The following is a 16,689-nucleotide window of genomic DNA, read 5'->3' as shown; positions in this document are numbered from 1 at the left end:
CACGAGCCGCCTGCCGGGGCCGCCATGGCCGCAGCAAACCGCTTCGTGCCGCCCGACGCGCCCGGGACCGCCCGGCTCGCCGTCGCGCTGCGCCGGGCGGGGCGCTGGGCTTCACGTGGGCGGGCGGAGTCCGGCGTGGGGCGGTCGGCTGTTCCGTGACGGGGCGTGGGCCGGCCCCGCCCCGCCCCGCGCCGCGTCGCCCGCGTGGCGTAAGGGGCTCTACTCGAACTCCGTCAGCGGTTCCGGCGCGGGCTCGCCCAGGGCCTTCAGGGCCCGGTGGGCGCGCGGTGCGTGCAGTGGGGAGAAGTACGGGTTGATCCGCAGTGCCTCCTGGAGGTGGCGGCGGGCCGGGCCGGTGAGCTCCAGGTCCCGCTCGATCATGCCGCGGTGGTAGGAGTACAGGGCGTTGCGCACGGCGCCGCCCTTCGTGCGGTCCGTGGCGATGCGGGCGTAGCGCAGGGCCTCCTCGTCCTCGCCCGCCTGGTGCAGGGCCCAGCCCAGGGCGTCCGCGACCGCGATGCCGGGCTGCCGTTCCCACTCCGCGCGCAGGCGCCGTACCGCCGACTCCGGGTCGTCGTGGTCCGCCTCGAACAGGCCCAGCACCAGCGCCTCGTCGGCCCCGCCGGCCTCCGCCGTACGCACCCGCTCACGCAGCAGGTCGTACTGGACCCGGGCCGCCTGCCCCAGCCCCAGCGCCTCGTACAACTCGCCCAGCTCCAGCGCGTACTGGGGGAGCGGCTGCCGGGCCAGCGCCCTGCGGTACGCGCTCAGCGCCTCCGTCGTGCGGCCCAGTGCCGCCAGCGCCCGGCCCTGCCCGGCGAGCGCCGCCCGCTGGTCGGGGTCCAGGCGCACCGCCTGCCGGAAGTGGCGCAGTGCCGCGTCCCGGTCGCCGCGCTCCCAGGCCAGCTGGCCGCCCCGCTCCAGATACGCGGCCCGTTCCGCCGGGGACTCGGCCGAGGCCGCCGCGTCGGAGAAGGAGGCCGCCGCGTCCTCGCGCCAGCCGTGGTCCCGGTAGACGGCCCCGGCCCGCGCCAGCACCGCCGGGCCCGAGCCCAGCTCCAGCATCCGGTCCAGGCTCTTCTTGGCCGCCTTGTACTGGCCCATCCCCGTGTACGCGTCGATGAGCAGCGGGTACGTCGTCCAGCGCCGCGGCGCCAGTTCCCGCGCCGCCTCCGCCCACTTGCGCGCGGCGGGGAAGTCACGGCGCGCGTTCGCCAGCGTGGCGAGCCCGCCGAGCGCCTCCACGTTCCCCTTCGGGCGCACCTTCAGCGAGGTCTTCAGCACCCGCTCCGCCTTCGGGAAGTACGCCGGGTCCGCGGTCCGCCGCCCCTGCTCCACATAGGCCACCCCCAGCACCGCCCAGGACTCCGCGTCCTTCGGATTGCGCCGCAGATGGCTCTCCCGCTCCTCGATCAGCACCGCCAGGTCGGGCAGCGCGGCCGGAACACCCGTGGTCACCGCGGCCAGCGCCTGCGCCCCCGGCGCCGGAGCGGGCGGCCCGCCCCCCGACGGCCCCCACGGCACCAGCACCAGCAATCCGCCGAGCACCGCACACCCCGCGACCGCGCCGATCAGCGCCCGCCGGCCGATCCATGGGCGCCGCTCCTCGCGCCCTTCCTGTTGGTTGTCCATGGCGCTCACTGTGCGTCAGTACGACGACCGCATTCCCGCACCCAAAGCCCCCCGGTAGCGGGGTTCACACCGATGGCCCCCGGTGTCAGGCTGTGATCATGAGCCACGACCTCGTGAACCGTCTGCTCACCGGCCTGCCCGCCGAGGCGGTCCTCACCGACCCCGACGTCACGGCCTCCTACGCCAACGACATGGCCAGCTTCTGCCCGGCCGGCGCCCCGGCCGTGGTGGTGATGCCGCGCACGGTCGAACAGGTCCAGCACGTCATGCGCACCGCCACCGAGCTGCGCGTCCCTGTCGTCCCGCAGGGCGCCCGCACCGGCCTGTCCGGCGGCGCCAACGCCACCGACGGCTGCATCGTGCTGTCGCTGGTGAGGATGGACCGCATCCTGGAGATCAACCCCGTCGACCGCATCGCCGTCGTCGAACCCGGAGTCGTCAACGCCGCGCTGTCCCGCGCGGTCGGCGAGCACGGTCTGTGCTACCCGCCGGACCCCTCCAGCTGGGAGCAGTGCACGATCGGCGGCAACATCGGCACCGCCTCGGGCGGCCTGTGCTGCGTGAAGTACGGGGTGACGGCCGAGTACGTGCTCGGCCTCGACGTCGTCCTGGCCGACGGCCGCCTGATGTCCACCGGCCGCCGCACCGCCAAGGGCGTCGCCGGGTACGACCTGACCCGGCTGTTCGTCGGCTCCGAGGGCTCCCTCGGCATCGTCGTCCGGGCGGTCCTCGCGCTCAAGCCGCAGCCGCCCCGCCAGCTGGTGCTGGCCGCCGAGTTCGCCTCCGCCGCCGCGGCCTGCGACGCGGTGTGCCGGATCATGGCCGGCGGCCACGTGCCGTCCCTGCTGGAACTCATGGACCGTACGACCGTCAAGGCGGTCAACGACCTGGCGCACATGGGCCTGCCGGAGACCACCGAGGCGCTGCTGCTGGCCGCCTTCGACACCCCGGACCCCGCGCCGGACCTGGCCGCCGTCGGCGCGCTGTGCGAGGCCGCCGGGGCCACCCAGGTGGTGCCCGCCGAGGACACCGCCGAGTCCGAACTGCTGCTCCAGGCGCGCCGGTTGTCGCTCACGGCGCTGGAGGCCGTGCGCGGCGTGACCATGATCGACGACGTGTGCGTACCGCGCTCCCGGCTCGGCGACATGCTCGACGGGGTCGAGCGGATCGCCGAGAAGCACCGGCTGACCATCGGCGTCGTCGCCCACGCGGGTGACGGCAACACCCACCCCACGGTCTGCTTCGACGCGAACGACGAGGACGAGTCCCGGCGGGCCCGCGAGTCCTTCGACGCGATCATGGCGCTCGGTCTGGAACTGGGCGGCACCATCACCGGCGAGCACGGCGTCGGCGTGCTGAAGAAGGAGTGGCTGGCCCGCGAGATCGGCCCCGTCGGAGTGGAGTTGCAGCGCGGCATCAAGCAGGTCTTCGACCCGCTCGGCATCCTCAACCCGGGCAAGCTCTTCTGAGCAGCCCCAGACCCAACCGCCCCCGCTCACTCGCCGTCCTTCGACTCGTCCGACGGCCACGGGTCGCACAGCCACAGATCGTCGGCCGGGGTCGGCGCCAGCAGCTCCGCGAGCCCGTCGTCGATGCCGAGCTGGTCGGCCTCGGTGCCCGGCGGGACCACCCGCAGGGTGCGCTCCAGCCAGGCCGACACCTGCGCGGCCGGCGCCTCCAGCAGGGCGTCCCCGTCGGGCGAGCTGAGCGCCATCAGCACCACGCTGCGCCCCTCCACCTTCGTCGGCCACACCCGCACGTCCCCGTGCCCGCACGGCCGGAACACCCCCTCCACCAGCAGCTCGCGGGCGAAGGTCCAGTTGACGGGATGGTCGGAGTTGATGTGGAAGGTGATGTGCACGGCGAAGGGGTCGTCGCTGGTGTAGCTCAGCCGGGCCGGGACGGCGATGCTGCGCTCGGGCGACAGCACCAGCTTGAGCTCCAGCTCCCGCTCCACAACGGTGGGGTACATGGTGTGAGGTGTCCTCTCTGACGACGTTCGTACGGGTCCGGCTGTGGGCCCGTACGAGTGGAGAGCGGGTTTGGCTCGGAGCATTACGCGGGTTCGGGAAACTTTTTTCCGCACTTCCCTGCGCACGCCGTTTCCGGGCCTGTGGCGCCCTTGCGCGAGGTTGCCCGGAAAGGGGTGGGTACGGCGGGACTGGCGGTGGGGGTTGCCCGCGTCTGATAGATGTGGAGCCCCTCCAATGACCCCCGAGCAGATACGGGACGACGGACATGAGCGCCCCAACCCCGGCCCCCGGTGACGACAGGCCCCGCGAAGGGTATTACCCGGACCCGTCCATTCCTGGATATGTCCGGTACTGGAACGGCACCGCCTGGGTGCCGGGCACCAGCCGTCCGGCGCCTTCGGACGGCGAGCCGCTCGCCCCGCCGCCCGGCGCGGGCCCGGCGCAGGCCGGGTCCGTCCCGCCGGTCGAGGAGACCGGCCCGCACTTCTTCGACGAGGACCCGGCCGAACCCGCCGCCCCCGCACAGGCCCAGCACGGCAGCCGTCCCGAGCCCGCCTCCGCCTGGGGCGCCGACCGCTCCCGCCAGTCCGGCTTCGGCGGCGACCAGGACCGCCGGGTCTCCTGGGGCGCCCCGGACCCCCGTACCCCGGCACCCGATCCCCGGACCGCCACAGGCACCGCCGCCGCGAGCGCCGACGGCGGCACCCACAGCACCGACGGCACTGCCACCATCCCGCCGGCCGACCACGACTCCGACGACGCGGCAGCCGCGAACAACACCTTCGTCTTCCGCCGCCCGACCCCCGGACCGGCCGCGCAGGACGCCGGCACCGACGACGGCACCATGACCTTCCGTGCCCTCTCCCCGCGCACGGGGAGCCCGGACGGAGCATCCCCGGCACAGCAGGGGCGCACGGCGGGCTCGCCCCCGGGACAAGGGGCAAGTGGGGCCGTGGGGACACCGGTCACGGCCGGGTCCGCCCCGCAGGGCCCCGGGTTCGGCGCCGGGAAGGCCGCCGCCCAGCGCGCCGCCGCGCAGCCCCAACAGGCCCCGGCAGCCGCCCCCACGGCCCTGTCCGGGCCGCAGGCGGCACCGGCGGCCCCGGCGCAGCCCGGCCCGCGGCCCGCGCCGCAGGTCCCCGCCCAGGGCGCCGCCTCCACCCCGCTCACCAGTGGCCCCGGCGGCGGTCAGCCCTCCTGGGCCCAGCAGGTGCACCGGCTGGCCGGCGAGGACCAGCCGGTCGCGCCCTGGAAGCCCCCGGTCGAGGACCCCTTCCAGGCAGCCGCCCGGCGCCAGGCGTCCGCCCGGCCCGCCTCCCTGGGCAGGCGGTTCACGGCTCGGCTGCTGGACACCGTCGTCGTGCTCGGCGTCACCGCGGTGGCCGCCGTACCGCTCGGCACCAAGGCGCTCGACCACATCGAGCAGAAGATCGACGCGGCCCGGTTCTCCGGAGAGACCGTCACCGTCTGGCTGCTGGACTCCACGACCTCCGTCTACCTCGGCATCGTGCTGGGCGTCCTGCTGGTCTTCGGCGCGCTCTACGAGGCGCTGCCCACCGCCAAGTGGGGCCGCACGCTCGGCAAGAAGCTGCTCGGGCTCGAAGTGCGCGACATCGAGGCCCACGAACCGCCCACCTTCGGCGGGGCGCTGCGCCGCTGGCTCGTCTACAGCGTCCCCGCACTGCTGGTGATCGGGGTCGTGGGCGTCCTGTGGTGCCTGTTCGACAAGCCGTGGCGGCAGTGCTGGCACGACAAGGCCGCGAATACGTTCGTGGCGGGATGACCCGGTACGGCGAACGGCGCGGATGATTCCGTACCCCGGACGGCCGCTCGCCGGATGCGGGAACCGGGGGTTCGCGGTCGACTCGGGCCATGAGCAGTGAACCGCCCCCCGGCTCCGGCGGACAGCCGCCCGAGGACGACCCGTTCAGGAAGCAGCCCCCGCCCGGGGACTCCGGCGCGGGCTCGCCGTACGACGGCGCGGGCTCGCCGTACGACCGCCAGCCGCCGCCGTACGGCGGCCCCTACGGCGGTGACCCCTACGGCGGGGGCGGCTACCCGGCCGATCCGCTGGCCGGGATGCCGCCGCTCGCGGACGGCGGCCGACGCACCCTGGCCCGGATCATCGACATGATCATGGTGGCCGTGGTGGTGTGGCTGCTCACCTGGGCGTTCCGGGTCAACGAGCTGGACATGAGCGCCGACAACGTCAACTACGGCAAGTCGCTCGTCCAGTCCGCGATCGCCGCTGTCCTCTACATCGCCTACGACACCTTCACGATGTCCCGGACCGGCCAGACGCTCGGCAAGAAGTGGCTGGGCATGCGAGTGGCCAACCTGGACAACGGAGCCACGCCCTCCGTGCAGACCTCGCTGGTGCGCGCGCTGGTGCTGTGGATCCCGTTCGCGTTCTGCTGTGCCTGCGTCTGGACCGCGATCTGCGGCGGCTGGAGCTTCTTCGACAAGCCCTACCGGCAGGGCCTGCACGACAAGGCGGCCAAGACGGTGGTGGTCAGCACGCGTTGAGGCGGTGGCGCGGCGCGGGTCAGGCGGCGCGCTCGGGAACCGGTGCCGGGGCGGGCGCGTCCTGCTGGACGGCGGGAGCCGGGCGGCGGATCGCGACGACGCGCGCCTTGGGCCTGGGTACGGTCAGCGCCACCAGCAGTCCGAGGGCGAGTGCCGCGACGGCGATGAGCGCGATGGCCGCACCCGAACTCGTCTGTGACAGCAGCAGCATGGCGAGGGTCGACAGAAGTACGGTGCACGAACCGTAGGCGAGCTGTGCGGCGGTCGGACGAGGCATGATGATCGTGTCCTCGGAATCGGGGGTACACGGGGGTGGGGGCCTGGCATTCCGCCAACTTCTGGGCGTTCCGCCAGTCGACTCTAATCGCGTGCATGCCCGAGCGGAACGAACAGTAAGCGTGACCTAACCAACAGTACCGGTGCACAGGGGGCGCACGGAGTCATGGAGTCCACGAACTGGACGGTGTCACGCGCCTGTCGAGTATGCCGCGGGTGTCCGTAAAGCGGATCGCGACTCCGCATAGTGCAATTGACCTGCTCAAGTCAAGGTCTGTCTTTTCTGCTGAACCTCTAGTCAAATGTCGTCACTTGACTACACGCGTTGATCACGCGCGCGCGAATCTCCATGACCAGGAACCCTCCCGTCGCGCGCGCACAACGCGGGGGAGGATCTCAAGTGACCAGCAGACCCTGGACGTTCAGAGCGGCGGCCACCGCTGTCGCGCTCGCGGCGGCCGCCGCCACGCTGTCCGCCGCCGGCGTGGCACAGGCGGACTCGCCGGCCCGGCCGGAGGCCGTGGACCGCCACGACCCGCACCCTGCGAAGGGTACGGACTCGCACGACCTCAAAGGCCCCCTGAGCGACACTCAGGCCGCCCAGCGCGAGGAGGCCCTGAACCAGGTCCTCTCCGGCAAGGCTTCGGTGAAGAACCGCAAGGGCTCGAAGGTCGTCCAGCTCAAGAGCAAGAAGGGCGACAGCAAGTACGTCGAGCTCGGCCGTGAGAAGACCGACAAGATCTTCACCATCCTGGTGGAGTTCGGGGACCAGATAGACAGCCGCTACGGCGGCACCCCCGGTCCCCTGCACAACCAGATTGCCAAGCCGAACCGGAAGAAGGACAACTCCACGGCCTGGCGCGAGGACTACGACCAGCAGTACTTCGACGACCTGTACTTCGGCCACGGCAAGAACGTGGACTCGGTCAAGACGTACTACGAGAAGCAGTCCTCGGGCCGTTACTCGGTCGAGGGCGAGGTCTCCGACTGGGTCAAGGTCCCCTACAACGAGGCCCGTTACGGCAACAACGCCTGCGGCGACAGCAACTGCCCGAGCGTGTGGAACGTCGTCAGCGACGGTCTGAACGCCTGGGTCGCCCAGCAGAAGGCGGCCGGCCGCACCGACGCCCAGATCAAGGCGGACGTCGCTCGCTACGACGAGTGGGACCGCTACGACTTCGACGGCGACGGCGACTTCAACGAGCCGGACGGCTACATCGACCACTTCCAGATCGTGCACGCCGGTGAGGACGAGTCCGCCGGCGGCGGCGTCCAGGGCGAGGACGCGATCTGGGCGCACCGCTGGTACGCCTTCGGCACCGACGCCGGTGCCACCGGCCCCGAGAACAACAAGCTCGGCGGTGCGAAGATCGGCGACACCGGTATCTGGGTCGGCGACTACACCATCCAGCCGGAGAACGGCGGACTCGGTGTCTTCGCCCACGAGTACGGCCACGACCTCGGTCTGCCGGACCTCTACGACACCAACGGCGGCGAGAACTCCACCGGTTTCTGGACGCTGATGTCGTCCGGCTCCTGGCTCGGCAAGGGCAAGAAGGAGATCGGCGACCTGCCCGGCGACATGACCGCCTGGGACAAGCTCCAGCTCGGCTGGCTGAACTACGACACCGCCAAGGCCGGGGTCAACTCCTGGCACAAGCTGGGCGTTGCCGAGTACAACACCAAGCACAAGCAGGCGCTGGTCGTCAATCTGCCGAAGAAGGCCGTCACCACCGAGATCGTCACTCCCGCCGAGGGCCAGACCCAGTGGTGGAGCGGCAGCGGTGACAACCTCAAGAACACGCTGACCCGTTCGGTGGACCTCACCGGCAAGTCGAAGGCCGAGCTGACCTTCGACGGCTGGTACGACATCGAGGCCAACTACGACTACCTCTACACCGAGGTGTCGACCGACGGCGGCGCCAACTGGACCGCGATCGACGGCACGGTGGACGGTCAGCCGATCCCGCGCGACGGCAGTGACAAGCCCGCGCTGCACGGCACGCTCGACGGCTACAAGAAGTTCGCGTTCTCCCTGGACGCCTACGCGGGTCAGAAGGTCGACCTGCGCTTCCGCTACCAGACCGACGGCGGCGTGGCCCAGAAGGGCTTCGCGGCCGACGCGATCTCCGTGACCGCGGACGGTGCGGCGCTGTTCACCGACAACGCCGAGACCGCGGACGCCGCTTGGAAGGCGACCGGCTTCTCCCGTATCGGCGCGTCCTTCACCAAGGACTACGCGCAGTACTACATCGCCGAGAACCGGCAGTACGTGTCGTACGACAAGACCCTCAAGGTCGGTCCGTACAACTTCGGCTTCGCCGACCGCCCGGACTGGGTCGAGCACTACGCGTACCAGAACGGTCTGCTGATCTGGAAGTGGGACACCTCCCAGGCGGACAACAACACCAGCCAGCACCCGGGTACCGGTCTGATCCTGCCGATCGACTCCCACCCGACCGCGCTGAAGTGGACCGACGGCACGCTGATGCGCAACCGCATCCAGGCCTACGACTCGCCGTTCAGCACCTTCCGCAGCGACGGCATCACGCTGCACAAGGCGGGCGTCGCGAAGTCGATTCCGGGCTCGAAGGGTGTTTCGGTCTTCAACGACCGGAAGGACGACTACTACGACGAGTCGAACCCGACCGGTGGCGTCAAGATCACTGACACCAACACCAAGATCAAGATCACCAAGGAGGCCAAGGACGGCTCCACGATCGAGCTTGAGGTTGGCAAAGCGGGCAGGTAATTAGCATCTGCCCAGGTCAGAGCGAGATCGGCGGTGACCCCCTGGCGGGTTGCCGCCGATCCGTGTTTAGGTGCGTCCTGTGGCTCTCTTATTGACACCGACGCACACGGGGGTGTGACCGCATGGCCGCAGGAGGTTTCTGCAAGCTGCCGACCGGCAGCGTGGTGGTGGCGCTGAACCTGCCCTCGCCGTCCGCCGACGGCACGGGCTCGGTCCGCGTCCTCGTCCACGCCCGCAACCGGGCCCGGGCCCTGACCAGGCTCCGGAACCTGGGTCTGCGGGCCGTCTACCTGCGCGGCAACCTGGCGCCTCCGACCCCGGACGAGATCACCGCGGTCCTCCACCATCCGGACGGCCTGATATGGCGCACGGCCCCCGACCTGGGCGTCACCCCGCCCGCGGACCTGGAGCAGGAGCTGTGGCGCCCGATCAGATCCCTGCTCAGACGCCCGGCGGCACCGGCGTAGGGCCCGGCCGGGCCGCGAACGGCGGCACGGGTGTAGGGCCGGGTCGGGCCGCGACCGAGGCACCGGTGCAGGGCGGGCTCAGGCCGTGACCGGCGGCACAGGCGTAGGGCGGGCTCAGGCCGCGACCGAGGCACCGGCGCAGGCGGGCTCAGGTCACGACCGGCTTGCCGGTGAGCTCGACGCCCGCCTGCCGCATCTCCTCCAGGGCCCGGTCCGTCGTCTCCGCCGCGACCCCCGCCGTCAGGTCCAGGAGGACCTGGGTACGGAAGCCCTCGCGGGCCGCGTCCAGGGCGGTGGCCCGCACGCAGTGGTCGGTGGCGATGCCGACCACGTCGACCTCGGTGACCGAGCGGGCGCGCAGCCAGTCGGCCAGCTTCACGCCGTTCTCCTCGGTGCCCTCGAAGCCGCTGTACGCGGCCGCGTAGGCGCCCTTGTCGAAGACGGCGTCGACGGCGCCGGAGGCGACCGCGGGTGCGAAGTTCGGGTGGAAGCCCACCCCCTCGGTGCCCGCGACACAGTGCGCGGGCCAGGAGTGGACGTAGTCGGGGTTGTCGGCGAAGTGGCCGCCGGGCGCGATGTGGTGGTCCCGGGTGGCGACCACGTGCTGGTAGCCCGAACCGGCGGCCTGCCCCACCAGCTCGGTGATGGCGGCGGCGACATCGGCCCCGCCGGCCACCGCGAGGCTGCCCCCCTCGCAGAAGTCGTTCTGCACGTCTACGACGATCAAGGCGCGGCGCATGGTGGGTGTCCTTCGACGGAGTGTGAACTTACGAGCCTAGAGACTGAGGCGGCACCGCGGGAGGGCGCACCCGCATTGGCTACCCGGGCGCCCTCACAGGTACTCCGTCGGAATGACCGGTTCCCCACGCGACAACTGTGTCGCCGACAGCGGCAGCCGGGCCCGCGCGGCGATGTGCCGGTCCCGTACGACGTCCAGCGGCTCACGTGCCACCACGTCACCGCCCTTGACCAGCTCCACGAGCAACTGCCGGTCCGCCAGTTCGGCCGGAACCGGTCCGGTGCCGATGACCTCGGCCTCCGCGACACCCTCCGCGTCCACCCGCCGCGCCGCCCACTTGCGGCCGCCGATGGAGGTCTTGCCCCCGGTGGACTTCTTCGCCACCGGTACCAGCGGCGCCGCCGGATCGGCGGAGGCGGCACGGGCGACCAGCTTGTAGACCATCGAGCAGGTCGGGTGCCCCGAGCCGGTCACCAGCTGGGTGCCCACCCCGTACGCGTCCACCGGCGCGGCGGCCAGCGAGGCGATGGCGTACTCGTCCAGGTCCGAGGTCACGATGATCCTCGTGTCCCGCGCCCCCAGCTCGTCCAGCTGCTGCCGCACCCGGTGCGCCACCAGCAGCAGGTCACCGGAGTCGATCCGGACGGCCCCCAGCTCGGGCCCGGCCACCTCGACGGCCGTACGGACCGCCTCGGCGACGTCGTACGTGTCCACCAGCAGCGTCGTGCCCCGGCCGAGGGAGTCGACCTGGGCCCGGAACGCGTCCCGTTCGGTGTCGTGCAGCAGGGTGAAGGCGTGCGCGGAGGTGCCGACGGTCGGGATGCCGTAGCGGAAGCCCGCCGCCAGGTCGGAGGTGGAGGTGAAACCGCCCAGGTAGGCGGCGCGCGAGGCGGCGACCGCGGACAGCTCGTGGGTGCGCCGGGCCCCCATCTCGATCAGCGGCCGGTCCCCGGCGGCGGACGACATCCGGGAGGCCGCGGCGGCGATCGCGGAGTCGTGGTTGAGGATGGAGAGGATCACCGTCTCCAGCAGCACGCACTCGGCGAAGGAGCCCTCGACCCGCATGATCGGCGAGCCGGGGAAGTACACCTCGCCCTCGGGGTAGCCCCAGATGTCACCGCTGAAGCGGTAGTCCGCCAGCCAGTCCAGCGTCCGCTCGTCGACGACGGCCTGCTCCCGCAGGAAGCCGAGGACGCCCTCGTCGAACCGGAAGTTCTCCACCGCGTCCAGCACCCGTCCGGTGCCCGCGACCACCCCGTACCGCCGCCCGTTGGGCAGCCGGCGCGTGAAGACCTCGAACACGCTCCGCCGTTCGGCCGTGCCCGCCCGGAGGGCCGCCTGGAGCATCGTCAGCTCGTACTGGTCCGTGAAGAGCGCCGTCGACGGAACCCCCACCCGTCGCCCACCACCACCCTTCTGAGGAAGCGCTTCGCGCCCTTCTTCTTCTGGCAGCCCAAGGTCCGCTGTGTTCATGGCAACGACCATACCGCACTTCGCGTCAGTGTGACGATTTATGGGGAGCGTGGCAGCATGGGCTGTGTGACGTCACCCGCTCCCGTAGAGATCGAACGCACCGAGTCGGCGGAAGAGGTCTTCGCTGTCCCCGAGCCCGACGTCCCCTGGGTCACGATCGTCCACAATGACCCGGTCAACCTCATGAGCTACGTGACGTACGTCTTCCAGACGTACTTCGGCTACCCCAAGGACAAGGCCACCAAGCTCATGCTCGACGTCCACCACAAGGGCCGGGCGGTCGTCTCCAGCGGAACCCGCGAGGAGATGGAACGCGACGTGCAGGCGATGCACGGATACGGACTGTGGGCCACCCTCCAGCAGGACCGGAAGTAGCGACCAGCGCTGATGCCAGGAACCTTCGAACCGCTCCCCGGCGGCGGCGCGGCCGTCGCCCTCGACGACGTCGAGATCTCCATCATCCGGTCCCTGGCCGTGCAGCTCCTGGAGCTGATCGGCCCGGGCCCCGGCGAGGACACCTCCGACGACCCGCTCGCCGAACTCTTCACCGACGGCCCGAGCGAGCCGCCCGCCGACCCCGTCCTGCGCCGCCTCTTCCCGGACGCCTACAGCGACCCCGAGGGCACCCCCGGCCCCGAGCAGGCCGAGGAACAGCGCGCCTACTCCGCCGAGTTCCGCCGCTACACCGAGAACGACCTGCGCGCCGGCAAGCGGGAGAACGCCCTCGCGGTGATCCGCACCCTGAACGGGCTCAGCACCGAGTCCGCCGGTGACGGCGGCGCCGTACTGAAGCTGGACCCGGACGAGTCCCGGCAGTGGCTCGGCGCCCTCAACGACCTGCGCCTGGCGATCGGCTCCCGCCTCGACATCGCCGACGAGGACGACACCGAGCTGCTCTACCGCCTCCCGGACGAGGACCCGCGCAAGCCGATGGTGATGGCCTACCTCTGGCTGGGCGGACTGCAGGAGACCCTCGTCTCCACCCTCATGCGCTGAACACACACGTGCCCCAAGTGCGACGGTTGCGACCGATCCGTGAGTTCGCTCAGCGGACGCTCAAATCCGGATAACGATCACGTCAACCTCTCGGCCCCCTGTGCACCTTTTGCGCCCTGTTTGCGCGCTTCTCCCTGTGTGATGGACCACATCCGCGCCACGTGATCAGCGTCGCGGCCGTGATAAATCTTCAGACCGCTCGGCGCGAACACCACCCGAATGTTCGGCCGGGTGCGCCACCGAGCCGACCATCGTCGGCCAGGCACCGCTCCATCATCCGGGGGGATCGAGATCCGGTCCGAGGCCGACAAGAGGCCCGGGTCGGCGTGGAGAAAGGCGCACGACTACATATGACCTCCGCTCAGGTCGACACGGACAAAGCACCGGAAGAGGGCTACGAGCGCGGACTCGGCAGCCGCCAGGTCCAGATGATCGCCATCGGCGGCGCCATCGGCGTCGGCCTCTTCCTGGGCGCCGGGGCGAACATCGCCAAGGCCGGCCCCAGCCTCATCGTCATGTACGCCCTCGCGGGCGTGATCATCTTCTTCATCATGCGGGCGCTCGGCGAGCTGCTCCTGTACCGCCCGGTCTCGGGCTCGTTCGCGGAGTACTCCCGCGAATTCCTCGGCCCGTTCTTCGGCTACTTCACCGGCTGGACGTACTGGCTGATGTGGGTCGTCACCGGTATGGCGGAACTGACCGCCGCCGCGATCTACATCAACTACTGGTTCCCGGAGGTCCCGCAGTGGACGTCCGCGCTGGTGTTCCTGGTCATCCTGTTCGGCGCCAACCTGATCTCGGTGAAGCTGTTCGGCGAGATCGAGTTCTGGTTCTCGATGGTCAAGGTCACCGCGATCATCGGCATGATCGTGATCGGCCTCGGCGTCCTCACCTTCGGCTTCAGCAACGCCGGTGACAGCGCCGCCGTCTCCAACCTGTGGGCCTTCGACGGCTTCTTCCCCAAGGGCATCGGCTCCTCCCTGATGACCCTCCAGGGCGTCATGTTCGCCTACCTCGCCGTCGAGCTCGTCGGCGTCACCGCGGGCGAGTCGGAGAACCCCGAGAAGACCCTCCCCAAGGCGATCAACACCCTGCCCTGGCGTATCGCCCTGTTCTACGTCGGCGCCCTCACCGTCATCCTCTGCGTGGTGAAGTGGACCGAGTTCGCCGAGGGCGTCAGCCCCTTCGTGAAGGCGTTCGCCGTCATCGGCATCCCGGCCGGCGCGGGCATCGTCAACTTCGTGGTGCTCACCGCCGCCCTGTCCTCCTGCAACTCGGGCATGTACTCCACCGGCCGCATGCTGCGCACGCTCGCGGACAACGGCGAGGCCCCGAAGGTCTTCAGCAAGCTGTCCTCCACCAAGACGCCCGCCTTCGGCATCACCGTCTCGGTGCTGTTCATGGGCATCGGTGTGGTCCTGAACTACATCGTCCCGGAGAAGGCCTTCGGCTACGTCGTCTCGGTCGCCACCGCGGCCGGCATCTGGACCTGGCTCATGATCCTCGTCAGCCACGTCCTGTACCGCCGAGCGGTCGACGCGGGCCGCCTGCCCGCCTCGTCCTTCCCCGCCCCGGGCGGCGCGAAGTGCAGCTGGATCGCCATCGTCTTCCTGCTCTTCGTCACCGGCCTCATCGCCTACGACGCCGACTCCCGGGTCTGCCTCTACGTGATGGCCGGCTGGGCCGCCGCCCTCGGCATCGGCTGGCTGGTACTGAAGTCCCGCAGCCCCGAGGTCACCGAGCGCCGCGACCCGGAATTCGAGAAGGTCGGCTGACCCCATCCCAGCCGTCCGGCATTCGGGCCGCCCCGTACCACCCATCGGTACGGGGCGGCCTGTTTGCTTATCCTGGCCAGATGCTGACCATCACCCAGGCCCTCGTCGACCAGATCGTCGCGCACGCGCGCAAGGACCACCCCGACGAGGCGTGCGGCGTCATCGCGGGCCCGGCCGGGAGCGACCGCCCCGAGCGCTTCATCCCGATGCTGAACGCGGCGATGTCGCCCACCTTCTACGAGTTCGACTCCGGCGACCTGCTCAAGCTCTACCGCGAGATGGACGACCGCGACGAGGAACCGGTGGTCATCTACCACTCGCACACCGCGACCGAGGCCTACCCCTCCCGCACCGACATCTCCTACGCCAACGAGCCCGGCGCCCACTACGTCCTGGTCTCCACCGCCGACACCGACGGCCTCGGCGAGTTCCAGTTCCGCTCCTTCCGGATCCTGGAGGGCGAGGTCACGGAGGAGGAAGTCAAGATCGTCGAGGCGTACTGAGCGCGTACTGAGCGCGTACTGATCGCCTGCTGATCGCGTACTGATCAGTAGGTTCCTCGCGCCCCGATCTCACACCCCGGATGATTCATGTCCGCCCTGTGAGATCACACTCCAGGGGGCGGTCCGGGAATCGATACGATGACCCCATGGTTCTTCTCGACGTGGGCGACAAAGCGCCGGGCACGCTGCTCGTTGCGCGGCTGCACGTCGACCTGTGCAGGCTGAGCAGCGCCATCTGTTGACCCGCCCGCTGTAGCCGTAGGGCCGCGCAGCCGCGGCGCGCCGATGCGCGCCCACCGAGACCAGACCACTTTTTCCGACAGGAGCCCCTTGCCATGGCCATCGAGGTCCGCATCCCCACCATCCTCCGCACGTACACCGACGGTCAGAAGGCGGTGGAGGGCAGCGGAGACACCCTCGCCGAGCTGTTCCAGGACCTGGAGACCCGGCATGCGGGCATCCAGGCCCGCATCGTGGACGGCGAACAGCTGCGCCGGTTCGTCAACGTCTACCTGAACGACGAGGACGTCCGCTTCCTCGACGGCATCAACACCAAGCTCTCCGACGGCGACAACGTCACGATCCTGCCGGCCGTGGCCGGCGGCATGGCCTGATCCACATGCGCTACGACTCCCCGCTGGCCGCGGTGGGCAACACCCCTCTGGTGCGCCTGCCGCGGCTGTCGCCGTCCGCCGAGGTCCGCATCTGGGCCAAGCTGGAGGACCGCAACCCCACCGGCTCGGTCAAGGACCGCCCGGCCCTGCACATGATCGAGCAGGCGGAGAAGGACGGCCGGCTCACCCCCGGCTGCACCATCCTGGAGCCGACCAGCGGCAACACCGGCATCTCCCTGGCCATGGCGGCCAAGCTCAAGGGCTACCGCATGGTCTGCGTGATGCCCGAGAACACCTCCCAGGAACGCCGGGACCTGCTCGGCATGTGGGGCGCTCAGATCATCTCCTCCCCGGCCGCGGGCGGCTCCAACACCGCCGTGCGCGTCGCCAAGGAGCTGGCCGCCGAGCACCCCGACTGGGTGATGCTCTACCAGTACGGCAACCCCGACAACGCGGGCGCCCACTACGCCACCACCGGCCCCGAGATCCTCGCCGACCTGCCCTCCGTCACCCACTTCGTGGCGGGCCTGGGCACCACCGGCACCCTCATGGGCGTCGGCCGCTACCTGCGCGAGCACAAGCCGGACGTGAAGATCGTCGCCGCCGAGCCGCGCTACGACGACCTCGTCTACGGCCTGCGCAACCTCGACGAGGGCTTCGTTCCCGAGCTGTACGACGCCTCCGTCCTCACCTCCCGCTTCTCCGTCGGCTCCGCCGACGCGGTCACCCGCACCCGGGAACTGCTCCAGCAGGAGGGCATCTTCGCGGGCGTCTCCACCGGCGCCGCCCTGCACGCGGCGATCGGGGTCGGCAAGAAGGCCGTCAAGGCGGGGGAGTCCGCCGACATCGTCTTCGTCGTCGCCGACGGCGGCTGGAAGTACCTCTCCACGGGCGTCTACACCGCGGCCACCACCGAAGAGGCCATCGAGACGCTCCAGGGCCAGCTCTGGGCGTGAGCCCCCC

At 70.7% G+C, this 16,689-nt stretch carries 17 protein-coding genes; 12 read left to right on the top strand and 5 right to left on the bottom strand.

Annotated features, from left to right (window positions below):
• Window positions 1–219 precede the first annotated feature (219 nt).
• Entirely contained in the window at window positions 220–1,632 is a 1,413-nt protein-coding gene (locus ACZ7L7_RS06030) for a tetratricopeptide repeat protein (protein WP_472075025.1), read from the bottom strand.
• A gap of 98 nt (window positions 1,633–1,730) precedes the next feature.
• Between ACZ7L7_RS06030 and ACZ7L7_RS06025 the strand changes: the two genes are divergently transcribed.
• Window positions 1,731–3,101 (top strand): FAD-binding oxidoreductase, encoded by a 1,371-nt coding sequence (locus ACZ7L7_RS06025; RefSeq protein ID WP_285510810.1) that lies wholly within the window; start codon window positions 1,731–1,733, stop codon window positions 3,099–3,101.
• Between the two features lie 26 nt (window positions 3,102–3,127).
• Here the strand turns inward: ACZ7L7_RS06025 and ACZ7L7_RS06020 are convergent, their stop codons facing one another.
• The gene (locus ACZ7L7_RS06020; protein ID WP_285435140.1) at window positions 3,128–3,604 is read right to left on the bottom strand and encodes an SsgA family sporulation/cell division regulator; all 477 of its coding nucleotides are present in this window, start codon (window positions 3,602–3,604) and stop codon (window positions 3,128–3,130) included.
• A gap of 266 nt (window positions 3,605–3,870) precedes the next feature.
• On the opposite strand from ACZ7L7_RS06020, the gene ACZ7L7_RS06015 reads away from it, so the two are divergent.
• Both ACZ7L7_RS06015 and ACZ7L7_RS06010 read left to right on the top strand, forming a co-directional pair.
• Complete coding sequence (locus tag ACZ7L7_RS06015; RefSeq protein ID WP_453604927.1) at window positions 3,871–5,388, top strand: RDD family protein; 1,518 nt, start codon at window positions 3,871–3,873, stop codon at window positions 5,386–5,388.
• 89 nt (window positions 5,389–5,477) lie between these two features.
• Window positions 5,478–6,131, top strand: coding sequence for an RDD family protein (locus ACZ7L7_RS06010; RefSeq protein ID WP_453604925.1), 654 nt, complete (start codon window positions 5,478–5,480; stop codon window positions 6,129–6,131).
• A 19-nt stretch (window positions 6,132–6,150) separates the two neighbouring features.
• Here the strand turns inward: ACZ7L7_RS06010 and ACZ7L7_RS06005 are convergent, their stop codons facing one another.
• Window positions 6,151–6,408 carry a hypothetical protein gene (locus ACZ7L7_RS06005; protein ID WP_453604923.1) on the bottom strand — a complete coding sequence of 86 codons (258 nt, stop codon included), beginning with the start codon at window positions 6,406–6,408 and terminating at the stop codon, window positions 6,151–6,153.
• Window positions 6,409–6,807: 399 nt separating this feature from the next.
• Here ACZ7L7_RS06005 and ACZ7L7_RS06000 point away from each other — a divergent pair, with 399 nt between their 5' ends.
• Both ACZ7L7_RS06000 and ACZ7L7_RS05995 read left to right on the top strand, forming a co-directional pair.
• Window positions 6,808–9,159 carry an immune inhibitor A domain-containing protein gene (locus ACZ7L7_RS06000; RefSeq protein ID WP_453604921.1) on the top strand — a complete coding sequence of 784 codons (2,352 nt, stop codon included), beginning with the start codon at window positions 6,808–6,810 and terminating at the stop codon, window positions 9,157–9,159.
• Between the two features lie 122 nt (window positions 9,160–9,281).
• On the top strand, window positions 9,282–9,626 hold the full coding sequence (locus ACZ7L7_RS05995) for a hypothetical protein (protein ID WP_285510815.1): 345 nt from the start codon (window positions 9,282–9,284) through the stop codon (window positions 9,624–9,626).
• A 148-nt stretch (window positions 9,627–9,774) separates the two neighbouring features.
• On the opposite strand, the gene ACZ7L7_RS05990 is transcribed toward ACZ7L7_RS05995, so the two are convergent.
• The gene (locus tag ACZ7L7_RS05990; RefSeq protein WP_285510816.1) at window positions 9,775–10,365 is read right to left on the bottom strand and encodes an isochorismatase family protein; all 591 of its coding nucleotides are present in this window, start codon (window positions 10,363–10,365) and stop codon (window positions 9,775–9,777) included.
• 93 nt (window positions 10,366–10,458) lie between these two features.
• Window positions 10,459–11,838: a nicotinate phosphoribosyltransferase gene (locus ACZ7L7_RS05985; protein ID WP_472075021.1), complete on the bottom strand. Its 1,380-nt coding sequence runs from the start codon at window positions 11,836–11,838 to the stop codon at window positions 10,459–10,461.
• A gap of 57 nt (window positions 11,839–11,895) precedes the next feature.
• Here ACZ7L7_RS05985 and clpS point away from each other — a divergent pair, with 57 nt between their 5' ends.
• The 7 genes from clpS (at window position 11,896) to ACZ7L7_RS05950 (ending at window position 16,682) form a co-directional block, all read left to right on the top strand.
• Window positions 11,896–12,213 carry an ATP-dependent Clp protease adapter ClpS gene (gene clpS / locus ACZ7L7_RS05980; RefSeq protein ID WP_093720801.1) on the top strand — a complete coding sequence of 106 codons (318 nt, stop codon included), beginning with the start codon at window positions 11,896–11,898 and terminating at the stop codon, window positions 12,211–12,213.
• Window positions 12,214–12,225: 12 nt separating this feature from the next.
• Window positions 12,226–12,834: a DUF2017 domain-containing protein gene (locus tag ACZ7L7_RS05975; protein ID WP_453604915.1), complete on the top strand. Its 609-nt coding sequence runs from the start codon at window positions 12,226–12,228 to the stop codon at window positions 12,832–12,834.
• Between the two features lie 350 nt (window positions 12,835–13,184).
• A complete protein-coding gene (locus tag ACZ7L7_RS05970; RefSeq protein WP_453604913.1) occupies window positions 13,185–14,609 on the top strand; it encodes an amino acid permease in 1,425 nt (474 codons plus the stop codon).
• Window positions 14,610–14,689: 80 nt separating this feature from the next.
• Window positions 14,690–15,112, top strand: a complete 423-nt coding sequence (locus ACZ7L7_RS05965; protein WP_093720804.1) for a M67 family metallopeptidase — start codon at window positions 14,690–14,692, stop codon at window positions 15,110–15,112.
• A gap of 146 nt (window positions 15,113–15,258) precedes the next feature.
• Entirely contained in the window at window positions 15,259–15,354 is a 96-nt protein-coding gene (locus ACZ7L7_RS05960) for a putative leader peptide (protein ID WP_352230189.1), read from the top strand.
• 93 nt (window positions 15,355–15,447) lie between these two features.
• On the top strand, window positions 15,448–15,726 hold the full coding sequence (locus ACZ7L7_RS05955; protein WP_285510820.1) for a MoaD/ThiS family protein: 279 nt from the start codon (window positions 15,448–15,450) through the stop codon (window positions 15,724–15,726).
• Window positions 15,727–15,731: 5 nt separating this feature from the next.
• Window positions 15,732–16,682, top strand: coding sequence for a PLP-dependent cysteine synthase family protein (locus ACZ7L7_RS05950; RefSeq protein ID WP_472075018.1), 951 nt, complete (start codon window positions 15,732–15,734; stop codon window positions 16,680–16,682).
• Window positions 16,683–16,689: the final 7 nt, after the last annotated feature.

The organism is Streptomyces sp. NPDC110618, assembly GCF_055657065.1.
Note: the sequence above shows the minus strand (reverse complement) of the source record. Positions and strands in the feature narration are given on the sequence as shown.